This is a genomic window from Kluyvera sp. 1366 (assembly GCF_054823405.1).
In genome coordinates this window covers 16,117-25,368 of sequence record NZ_JBTRDW010000010.1, presented here as the reverse complement: position 1 = coordinate 25,368, position 9,252 = coordinate 16,117, and the positions used below count along the sequence as shown (strand labels likewise).

The window sequence follows — 9,252 nt, the reverse complement described above, 5'->3', positions numbered from 1 at the left end:
TCGGTGCTCTTTTTTTATGTCTGAATTTTGCCGTTTCGATTAATCCTACATAAAAGCTGCGTTTGAAATAAAAACCATTCTCATTTACAATTTGATCATAAATTGTACGGGAGTCCGCAGTAAATGTACGTCTGCTTGTGTAATGCCGTGAGTGATAAAACTCTGCGCGAAGTGGTTCGCCGCTATCAACCCAAATCGATTCAACAATTGCGCCAGTTGGTTCCCATTGGAAAGCAATGTGGCAAGTGCGTGCGGTTTGCGCGTGAAATTATGGAAGATGAACTGCAAAACGTGCCGCTCTACAAAGAGATAGCTTAATAAAGTAATTCTGTACTTCCTAATACCCACAATAACTGTCGCGTTTTTTTGACTTCCTTTCATCCGCATCTACGCTCTATTTAGTTGGAAGCGGAGGAAGCAAAAATGAAGGGCGACAGTAAAATCATATTTCATCTCAACAAATTGCTGGGGAATGAACTGGTTGCGATTAATCAGTACTTCCTTCATGCGCGTATGTTCAAAAATTGGGGTCTGACCCGGCTCAATGACGTTGAGTATCATGAGTCAATCGATGAAATGAAACATGCGGACAAATACATCGAACGCATTCTTTTTCTTGAAGGAATTCCTAACCTGCAAGATCTAGGTCGATTACGCATCGGTGAAGACGTGCCGGAAATGCTGCAATCTGACCTGGCATTAGAACTGGAAGGCGCAAAGGATTTGCGTGAGGCCATAGCCTATGCCGACAAGGTTCATGACTACGTCAGCAGAGACATGATGATTGAGATTCTTACGGAAGAGGAAGGGCACATAGACTGGCTGGAAACGGAACTCGATCTGGTGAACAAACTCGGCCTGCAAAATTATCTTCAGTCTCAATTAAAAGATCAGAACGAACATTAGCCATATGCCCATTGTCACGCAAGCCCGCTCAGTCAAAACGATTGCTGCGGGTTTTTTTTCGGTCTGTTACCAGATTGATGTGGTTAAAAACACAACACGGGTTGCTTCCTGAACTGATTTACGTATAATGCGCGGGCCTACCGATATTGGTGTGGCGCGATTCGAGCAGAATCGCAGGGGATAGCTGTTTATGTATCGCCTAACAATACTCCCAATTGGGGAGTTATATGCTGAACGATTACACTCCTCCATCAATCGTAATGGATGCGGGTAGTAATTCTTTTCGTTTATAAAATGTTTGGAGCCTTGGTCTCATGTCGAACCAAAGAATCCGTATCCGTCTTAAAGCGTTTGATCATCGCCTGATCGATCAATCAACCGCGGAAATCGTTGAGACTGCCAAGCGCACTGGTGCGCAGGTACGTGGTCCGATCCCGCTGCCAACCCGCAAAGAGCGTTTTACCGTTCTGATCTCTCCGCACGTTAACAAAGACGCGCGTGATCAGTACGAAATCCGCACTCACAAGCGTCTGGTAGACATCGTTGAGCCAACTGAAAAAACCGTTGATGCTCTGATGCGTCTGGACCTGGCTGCCGGTGTTGACGTGCAGATCAGCCTGGGTTAATCAGGTCATCGAGCGATTGAGAGGTTGATACAATGATTGGTTTAGTCGGTAAAAAAGTGGGTATGACCCGCATCTTCACTGAAGATGGCGTTTCAATCCCAGTAACCGTTATCGAAGTTGAAGCAAACCGCGTTACTCAGGTCAAAGGCCTGGACAACGATGGTTACCAAGCTATTCAGGTCACCACCGGTGCTAAAAAAGCAAGCCGTGTGAGCAAGCCTGAAGCAGGTCATTTTGCTAAAGCTGGCGTTGACGCTGGCCGTGGTCTGTGGGAATTCCGCACCGAAGGTGAAGATTTCTCTGTTGGCCAGAGCATCAGTGTTGAAATTTTCGCTGACGTTAAAAAAGTAGACGTTACCGGTACCTCTAAAGGTAAAGGTTTCGCAGGTACCGTTAAGCGCTGGAACTTCCGTACCCAGGACGCTACGCACGGTAACTCCTTGTCACACCGCGTTCCGGGTTCTATCGGTCAGAACCAGACTCCGGGCAAAGTGTTCAAAGGCAAGAAAATGGCTGGTCAGCTGGGTAATGAGCGCGTAACCGTTCAGAGCCTGGAAGTAGTACGTGTTGACGCTGAGCGCAACCTGCTGCTGGTCAAAGGTGGCGTCCCGGGTGCAACTGGGTGCGATCTGATTGTTAAACCAGCTGTGAAGGCGTAAGGGGATAGCAATGGAATTAGTACTGAAAGACGCGCAGAGCGCGCTGACTGTTTCCGAAACTACCTTCGGTCGTGATTTCAACGAAGCGCTGGTTCACCAGGTTGTTGTTGCTTATGCCGCTGGTGCTCGTCAGGGTACTCGCGCGCAGAAGACTCGTGCTGAAGTTACTGGTTCAGGCAAAAAGCCTTGGCGCCAGAAAGGTACCGGCCGTGCGCGTTCAGGTTCTGTAAAGAGCCCGATCTGGCGTTCGGGTGGCGTAACCTTCGCTGCACGTCCACAGGACCACAGTCAAAAAGTTAACAAAAAGATGTACCGCGGCGCGCTGAAAAGCATCCTGTCCGAGCTGGTACGTCAGGACCGTCTGATCGTTGTCGAGACGTTCTCTGTAGAAGCGCCTAAAACTAAGCTGCTGGTACAGAAACTGAAAGACATGGCGCTGCAAGATGTGCTGATCATCACCGGTGAACTGGATGAGAATCTGTTCCTGGCTGCGCGTAACCTGTACAAGGTTGACGTGCGTGATGCAGCGGGCATCGACCCAGTTAGCCTGATCGCCTTCGACAAAGTCGTTATGACTGCGGAAGCAGTTAAGCAAGTTGAGGAGATGCTGGCATGATCCGTGAAGAACGTCTGCTGAAAGTAGTGCGTGCACCGCACGTATCAGAAAAAGCATCTACTGCGATGGAAAAAACCAATACCATCGTTCTCAAAGTTGCTAAAGACGCGACCAAAGCAGAGATCGTTGCTGCTGTTGAGAAGCTGTTCGAAGTGGAAGTTAAAGACGTAAACACCCTGGTAGTTAAAGGGAAAGTTAAGCGTCACGGACAGCGTATCGGTCGTCGTAGCGACTGGAAAAAAGCTTACGTCACCCTGAAGGAAGGCCAGAATCTGGACTTCGTCGGCGGCGCTGAGTAAGTCGGAGGAGAAAGACAATGGCAGTTGTTAAATGTAAACCGACATCTCCGGGTCGTCGCCACGTAGTTAAAGTGGTGAACCCAGAGCTGCACAAGGGCAAACCATTTGCTCCGCTGGTAGAAAAAAACAGCAAATCCGGTGGTCGTAACAACAATGGTCGTATCACTACCCGTCATATCGGTGGTGGTCACAAGCAGGCTTACCGTATTGTTGACTTCAAACGCAACAAAGATGGTATCCCAGCAGTTGTTGAGCGTCTTGAGTACGATCCGAACCGTTCTGCGAACATCGCACTGGTTCTGTACAAAGATGGCGAGCGCCGTTACATCCTGGCCCCTAAAGGCCTGAAAGCCGGCGATCAGATTCAATCTGGCGTTGATGCTGCGATTAAAGCAGGTAACACCCTGCCGATGCGTAACATCCCGGTGGGTTCTACCGTTCATAACGTAGAAATGAAACCAGGCAAAGGCGGTCAGATTGCTCGCTCAGCTGGTACTTACGTGCAGATCGTTGCGCGTGAAGGTTCCTACGTTACCCTGCGTCTGCGTTCAGGCGAAATGCGCAAAGTTGAATCCGAATGTCGTGCAACTCTTGGCGAAGTCGGCAACTCTGAGCACATGCTGCGCGTACTGGGTAAAGCTGGTGCAACCCGTTGGCGTGGTGTTCGTCCTACCGTTCGCGGTACTGCGATGAACCCAGTCGATCACCCGCACGGTGGTGGTGAAGGTCGTAACTTTGGTAAGCACCCGGTAACTCCGTGGGGCGTTCAGACCAAAGGTAAGAAGACCCGTAGCAACAAGCGTACTGATAAATTTATCGTACGTCGCCGTAGCAAATAATTTTAGAGGATAAGCCATGCCACGTTCTCTCAAGAAAGGTCCTTTTATTGACCTGCACTTGCTGAAGAAGGTAGAGAAAGCGGTGGAAAGCGGTGACAAGAAGCCCCTGCGCACTTGGTCCCGTCGTTCAACGATCTTCCCTAACATGATCGGTTTGACCATCGCTGTCCATAATGGTCGTCAGCACGTTCCTGTCTTTGTTTCCGACGAAATGGTCGGCCACAAACTGGGTGAATTTGCACCGACACGTACTTATCGCGGCCATGCTGCAGATAAGAAAGCCAAGAAGAAATAAGTAGGAGGAAGAGATGGAAACTATTGCTCAACATCGCCATGCTCGTTCTTCTGCTCAGAAGGTTCGCCTGGTGGCAGACCTGATTCGCGGTAAGAAAGTGTCGCAGGCTCTGGATATTCTGACCTACACCAACAAGAAAGCTGCTGTGTTGGTTAAGAAAGTCCTGGAATCTGCCATTGCGAACGCCGAACACAACGATGGCGCTGATATCGACGATCTGAAAGTCGCGAAAATCTTCGTAGACGAAGGCCCAAGCATGAAGCGCATTATGCCGCGTGCGAAAGGTCGTGCAGATCGCATCCTGAAGCGCACCAGCCACATTACTGTGGTTGTGTCCGATCGCTGAGACTCTGGAGACTAGCAATGGGTCAGAAAGTACATCCTAATGGTATTCGCCTGGGTATTGTAAAACCATGGAACTCTACCTGGTTTGCGAACACCAAAGAATTCGCTGACAACCTGGACAGCGATTTTAAAGTCCGTCAGTTCCTGACCAAGGAACTGTCTAAAGCGTCTGTATCTCGTATCGTTATCGAGCGTCCGGCTAAGAGCATCCGTGTGACTATTCATACTGCTCGCCCGGGTATCGTTATCGGTAAAAAAGGTGAAGACGTAGAAAAACTGCGTACGGTCGTCGCGAAAATCGCTGGCGTTCCTGCACAGATCAACATCGCCGAAGTCCGTAAGCCGGAACTGGACGCTAAATTGGTTGCTGATAGCATCACTTCACAGCTGGAGCGTCGTGTGATGTTCCGTCGTGCTATGAAGCGTGCTGTACAGAACGCAATGCGTCTGGGCGCGAAGGGTATTAAAGTCGAAGTCAGCGGCCGTTTGGGCGGTGCCGAGATCGCACGTACCGAATGGTACCGTGAAGGTCGCGTACCGTTGCACACACTGCGTGCAGACATTGACTACAACACCTCTGAAGCGCACACCACTTATGGTGTAATCGGCGTTAAGGTATGGATCTTCAAAGGCGAGATCCTGGGTGGTATGGCTGCTGTTGAACAACCGGAACCGGCTGCTCAACCTAAAAAGCAGCAGCGTAAAGGCCGTAAGTAAGGAGAGTCGCTGATGTTACAACCAAAGCGTACGAAATTCCGTAAAGTGCACAAAGGCCGCAACCGTGGTCTGGCGCAAGGTACGGATGTCAGCTTCGGTACTTTCGGTCTGAAAGCTGTTGGCCGTGGTCGTCTGACTGCTCGTCAGATCGAAGCAGCACGTCGTGCTATGACCCGTGCAGTTAAGCGTCAAGGTAAAATTTGGATCCGTGTATTCCCGGACAAACCAATTACCGAGAAGCCGCTGGAAGTGCGTATGGGTAAAGGTAAGGGTAACGTGGAGTATTGGGTTGCCCTCATTCAACCGGGTAAAGTCCTGTATGAAATGGACGGAGTTTCGGAAGAATTGGCCCGTGAAGCCTTCAAGCTGGCAGCAGCAAAACTGCCTATCAAAACCACCTTTGTTACTAAGACGGTGATGTAATGAAAGCAAATGAGCTGCGTGAAAAAAGCGTTGAAGAGCTGAACACTGAGCTACTTAACCTGCTGCGTGAGCAGTTTAACCTGCGCATGCAAGCAGCATCCGGCCAACTTCAGCAAACCCATCTGCTGAAAGAAGTTCGCCGTAATGTTGCACGTGTTAAGACTTTACTGACTGAGAAGGCGGCGTAATGACCGATAAAATCCGTACTCTGCAGGGTCGTGTTATTAGTGACAAAATGCAGAAATCTGCAGTTGTTGCTATCGAACGTGTCGTGAAACACCCGATCTACGGTAAATTCATCAAGCGTACGACTAAGCTGCACATCCATGACGAGAACAACGAATGCGGTATTGGTGACGTGGTTGAAATCCGCGAAACCCGTCCGCTGTCCAAGACTAAGTCTTGGACGCTGGTTCGCGTTGTAGAGAAAGCGGTTCTGTAATAGAATCCGTTTCCTCAAAAAAATAAAACGAACGGCTCGTCTGAGCCGTTCGTTTTTTCTACCCATGTGCGAGAACCGGTGTTATAATGCCGCGCCCTCAATTATGGGGCTTTTTAACGACCTGAGGTTTGGGTCCCGAAGTAGTAGTTGACATTAGCGGAGCACTAAAATGATCCAAGAACAGACTATGCTGAACGTCGCCGACAACTCCGGTGCACGTCGCGTAATGTGTATCAAGGTTCTGGGTGGCTCGCACCGTCGCTACGCAGGCGTCGGCGATATCATCAAAGTGACCATCAAGGAAGCAATTCCTCGTGGCAAGGTGAAAAAAGGTGATGTCCTGAAAGCGGTAGTGGTGCGCACCAGGAAGGGTGTTCGTCGCCCGGACGGTTCTGTCATTCGCTTCGATGGTAATGCATGCGTTATTTTAAACAATAACAGCGAGCAACCTATCGGTACGCGTATTTTTGGGCCGGTAACTCGTGAACTTCGTACTGAAAAGTTCATGAAAATTATCTCTCTGGCACCAGAAGTACTCTAAGGAGCGAGCAATGGCAGCGAAAATCCGTCGTAACGACGAAGTTATCGTGCTTACCGGCAAAGACAAAGGTAAACGCGGTAAAGTAAAGAACGTCCTGACTTCTGGTAAAGTCATCGTTGAAGGTATCAACCTGGTTAAGAAACATCAGAAGCCGGTTCCGGCCCTGAACCAGCCAGGTGGCATCGTTGAAAAAGAAGCGGCTATTCAAGCTTCCAACGTTGCACTCTTCAATGCGGCAACCGGCAAGGCTGACCGTGTAGGCTTTAGATTCGAAGACGGCAAAAAAGTCCGTTTCTTCAAGTCTAATAGCGAAACTATCAAGTAATTTGGAGTAGTACGATGGCGAAACTGCATGATTACTACAAAGACGAAGTAGTCCAGAAACTCATGACAGAGTTCGGCTACAATTCTGTCATGCAAGTCCCTCGGGTCGAGAAGATCACCCTGAACATGGGTGTTGGTGAAGCGATCGCTGACAAGAAACTGCTGGATAACGCAGCAGCTGACCTGGCAGCAATCTCCGGTCAAAAACCGCTGATCACCAAAGCACGCAAATCAGTTGCAGGCTTCAAAATCCGTCAGGGCTATCCGATCGGCTGTAAAGTAACTCTGCGCGGTGAGCGTATGTGGGAGTTCTTTGAGCGTCTGATCACTATTGCTGTACCACGTATTCGTGACTTCCGCGGTTTATCTGCTAAGTCGTTCGACGGTCGTGGTAACTACAGCATGGGCGTTCGTGAGCAGATCATCTTCCCAGAAATCGATTATGACAAAGTCGATCGCGTTCGTGGTTTGGATATTACCATTACCACTACTGCGAAATCTGATGATGAAGGCCGTGCTCTGCTGGCTGCCTTTGAATTCCCATTCCGCAAGTAAGGTAGGGTTACTTAATGGCTAAGCAATCGATGAAAGCACGCGAAGTTAAGCGTGTGAAATTAGCAGACAAGTTCTTCGCCAAGCGCGTTGAACTGAAAGCGATCATTTCTGATGTGAACGCATCCGACGAAGATCGTTGGGATGCCGTTCTCAAGCTGCAGAGTCTGCCGCGTGATTCCAGCCCTTCCCGTCAGCGTAACCGCTGCCGTCAGACAGGTCGTCCGCACGGTTTCTTGCGGAAGTTTGGGTTGAGCCGTATCAAGGTCCGTGAAGCCGCAATGCGCGGTGAAATCCCGGGTCTTAAAAAGGCTAGCTGGTAATTGTCACCATTTGAATCACGGGAGTAACACAGATGAGCATGCAAGATCCGATCGCGGATATGCTGACCCGTATCCGTAACGGTCAGGCCGCGAACAAAGTTGCGGTCTCTATGCCTTCCTCCAAGCTGAAAGTGGCAATTGCCAACGTGCTGAAGGAAGAAGGCTATATTGAAGATTTTAAAATCGAAGGCGATATCAAGTCTGAACTGGAAGTTACTTTAAAGTATTTCCAGGGCAAGGCTGTGGTAGAGAGCATTCAGCGTGTTAGTCGTCCAGGTCTGCGCATCTATAAGAAAAAAGATGAGCTGCCAAAAGTAATGGCTGGTCTGGGCATCGCTGTAATCTCTACCTCTAAAGGTGTCATGACTGATCGTGCAGCGCGCCAGGCTGGTCTTGGTGGCGAAATTATCTGCTACGTAGCGTAATCGGAGGAATAAAATGTCTCGTGTTGCAAAAGCACCTGTCGTTGTTCCTGCGGGCGTAGAGGTAAAACTCAGCGGTCAGGAAGTTTCGATCAAAGGCAAAAACGGCGAGCTGACTCGTACTATCAACAGTGCTGTAGAAGTTAAGCATGCAGACAACGCCCTGACTTTCGCTCCACGCGAAGGTTATGCGGATGGTTGGGCACAAGCAGGTACTGCTCGTGCGCTGCTGAACGGCATGGTTATCGGTGTTACCGAAGGCTTCACCAAGAAGCTGCAACTGGTTGGTGTTGGTTATCGTGCAGCTGTTAAAGGCAACTCTGTGAGCTTGGCCCTGGGCTTCTCTCACCCTGTTGACCATGCACTGCCGGCCGGCATCACTGCTGAATGTCCAACTCAGACTGAGATCGTGCTGAAAGGCGCTGATAAACAGCTGATTGGTCAGGTTGCAGCTGATCTGCGCGCCTACCGTCGTCCTGAGCCTTATAAAGGCAAGGGTGTTCGTTACGCCGACGAAGTCGTGCGTACCAAAGAGGCTAAGAAGAAGTAAGGTAACACTATGGATAAGAAATCTGCTCGTATCCGTCGTGCGACCCGTGCACGTCGCAAGCTCAAAGAGCTGGGTGCTACTCGCCTGGTGGTACATCGTACCCCGCGTCATATCTACGCACAGGTGATCGCCCCGAACGGTTCCGAAGTTCTGGTTGCTGCTTCTACTGTAGAAAAAGCTATTGCCGAACAACTGAAGTATACCGGTAACAAAGACGCCGCTGCAGCTGTAGGTAAAGCTCTGGCTGAGCGCGCTGTTGAGAAAGGCATTACTAATGTCTCTTTCGACCGTTCCGGGTTCCAATATCATGGTCGTGTCCAGGCACTGGCAGATGCTGCCCGTGAAGCTGGCCTTCAGTTCTAAGGTAGAGGTC

Annotated in this window: 20 protein-coding genes; all 20 read left to right on the top strand. The window is 49.8% G+C overall.

Translation table 11 applies throughout. The features are described from left to right. The first annotated feature begins 123 nt into the window (after nt 1-123). The 20 genes from bfd to rplR all read left to right on the top strand — a co-directional run bounded on the left by bfd (nt 124) and on the right by rplR (nt 9,242). The gene (gene bfd / locus ACVLVH_RS20425; RefSeq protein WP_008104746.1) at nt 124-318 is read left to right on the top strand and encodes a bacterioferritin-associated ferredoxin; all 195 of its coding nucleotides are present in this window, start codon (nt 124-126) and stop codon (nt 316-318) included. 105 nt (nt 319-423) lie between these two features. Continuing rightward, nucleotides 424-906 (top strand): bacterioferritin, encoded by a 483-nt coding sequence (gene bfr, locus ACVLVH_RS20420; protein WP_101762566.1) that lies wholly within the window; start codon nt 424-426, stop codon nt 904-906. 314 nt (nt 907-1,220) lie between these two features. Further along, nucleotides 1,221-1,532: a 30S ribosomal protein S10 gene (gene rpsJ / locus ACVLVH_RS20415; protein WP_006120582.1), complete on the top strand. Its 312-nt coding sequence runs from the start codon at nt 1,221-1,223 to the stop codon at nt 1,530-1,532. 32 nt (nt 1,533-1,564) lie between these two features. Next, on the top strand, nt 1,565-2,191 hold the full coding sequence (gene rplC, locus ACVLVH_RS20410; protein WP_008104741.1) for a 50S ribosomal protein L3: 627 nt from the start codon (nt 1,565-1,567) through the stop codon (nt 2,189-2,191). 10 nt (nt 2,192-2,201) lie between these two features. Continuing rightward, on the top strand, nt 2,202-2,807 hold the full coding sequence (rplD, locus tag ACVLVH_RS20405) for a 50S ribosomal protein L4 (protein WP_007891650.1): 606 nt from the start codon (nt 2,202-2,204) through the stop codon (nt 2,805-2,807). Continuing rightward, on the top strand, nt 2,804-3,106 hold the full coding sequence (gene rplW / locus ACVLVH_RS20400) for a 50S ribosomal protein L23 (RefSeq protein WP_007891652.1): 303 nt from the start codon (nt 2,804-2,806) through the stop codon (nt 3,104-3,106). Before rplD ends, rplW begins: the two co-directional genes overlap by 4 nt. A 17-nt stretch (nt 3,107-3,123) precedes the next feature. Beyond that, nucleotides 3,124-3,945, top strand: coding sequence for a 50S ribosomal protein L2 (gene rplB, locus ACVLVH_RS20395; RefSeq protein WP_007891654.1), 822 nt, complete (start codon nt 3,124-3,126; stop codon nt 3,943-3,945). A gap of 16 nt (nt 3,946-3,961) precedes the next feature. Then, nucleotides 3,962-4,240, top strand: coding sequence for a 30S ribosomal protein S19 (gene rpsS, locus ACVLVH_RS20390; protein WP_001138115.1), 279 nt, complete (start codon nt 3,962-3,964; stop codon nt 4,238-4,240). 13 nt (nt 4,241-4,253) lie between these two features. After that, nucleotides 4,254-4,586 (top strand): 50S ribosomal protein L22, encoded by a 333-nt coding sequence (gene rplV / locus ACVLVH_RS20385; RefSeq protein WP_007891659.1) that lies wholly within the window; start codon nt 4,254-4,256, stop codon nt 4,584-4,586. Between the two features lie 17 nt (nt 4,587-4,603). Beyond that, nucleotides 4,604-5,302 carry a 30S ribosomal protein S3 gene (gene rpsC / locus ACVLVH_RS20380; RefSeq protein ID WP_007891660.1) on the top strand — a complete coding sequence of 233 codons (699 nt, stop codon included), beginning with the start codon at nt 4,604-4,606 and terminating at the stop codon, nt 5,300-5,302. Between the two features lie 12 nt (nt 5,303-5,314). Continuing rightward, entirely contained in the window at nt 5,315-5,725 is a 411-nt protein-coding gene (gene rplP, locus ACVLVH_RS20375; protein ID WP_015962145.1) for a 50S ribosomal protein L16, read from the top strand. Then, the gene (rpmC, locus tag ACVLVH_RS20370) at nt 5,725-5,913 is read left to right on the top strand and encodes a 50S ribosomal protein L29 (protein WP_007891662.1); all 189 of its coding nucleotides are present in this window, start codon (nt 5,725-5,727) and stop codon (nt 5,911-5,913) included. The genes rplP and rpmC overlap by 1 nt, the downstream gene beginning before the upstream one ends. Continuing rightward, entirely contained in the window at nt 5,913-6,167 is a 255-nt protein-coding gene (gene rpsQ / locus ACVLVH_RS20365; RefSeq protein ID WP_007891663.1) for a 30S ribosomal protein S17, read from the top strand. Before rpmC ends, rpsQ begins: the two co-directional genes overlap by 1 nt. Nucleotides 6,168-6,336: 169 nt before the next feature. Next, on the top strand, nt 6,337-6,708 hold the full coding sequence (gene rplN / locus ACVLVH_RS20360; RefSeq protein ID WP_006120590.1) for a 50S ribosomal protein L14: 372 nt from the start codon (nt 6,337-6,339) through the stop codon (nt 6,706-6,708). A gap of 10 nt (nt 6,709-6,718) precedes the next feature. Beyond that, complete coding sequence (rplX, locus tag ACVLVH_RS20355) at nt 6,719-7,033, top strand: 50S ribosomal protein L24 (RefSeq protein ID WP_007891664.1); 315 nt, start codon at nt 6,719-6,721, stop codon at nt 7,031-7,033. A gap of 14 nt (nt 7,034-7,047) precedes the next feature. Then, nucleotides 7,048-7,587 (top strand): 50S ribosomal protein L5, encoded by a 540-nt coding sequence (gene rplE, locus ACVLVH_RS20350; protein WP_007891665.1) that lies wholly within the window; start codon nt 7,048-7,050, stop codon nt 7,585-7,587. A gap of 14 nt (nt 7,588-7,601) precedes the next feature. Next, nucleotides 7,602-7,907, top strand: coding sequence for a 30S ribosomal protein S14 (rpsN, locus tag ACVLVH_RS20345; protein WP_007891666.1), 306 nt, complete (start codon nt 7,602-7,604; stop codon nt 7,905-7,907). Between the two features lie 32 nt (nt 7,908-7,939). Continuing rightward, the gene (gene rpsH, locus ACVLVH_RS20340) at nt 7,940-8,332 is read left to right on the top strand and encodes a 30S ribosomal protein S8 (RefSeq protein ID WP_007891668.1); all 393 of its coding nucleotides are present in this window, start codon (nt 7,940-7,942) and stop codon (nt 8,330-8,332) included. Nucleotides 8,333-8,345: 13 nt separating this feature from the next. Then, nucleotides 8,346-8,879, top strand: coding sequence for a 50S ribosomal protein L6 (gene rplF, locus ACVLVH_RS20335; protein ID WP_008104735.1), 534 nt, complete (start codon nt 8,346-8,348; stop codon nt 8,877-8,879). A 9-nt stretch (nt 8,880-8,888) separates the two neighbouring features. Next, nucleotides 8,889-9,242 (top strand): 50S ribosomal protein L18, encoded by a 354-nt coding sequence (gene rplR / locus ACVLVH_RS20330; RefSeq protein ID WP_008104733.1) that lies wholly within the window; start codon nt 8,889-8,891, stop codon nt 9,240-9,242. Nucleotides 9,243-9,252: the final 10 nt, after the last annotated feature.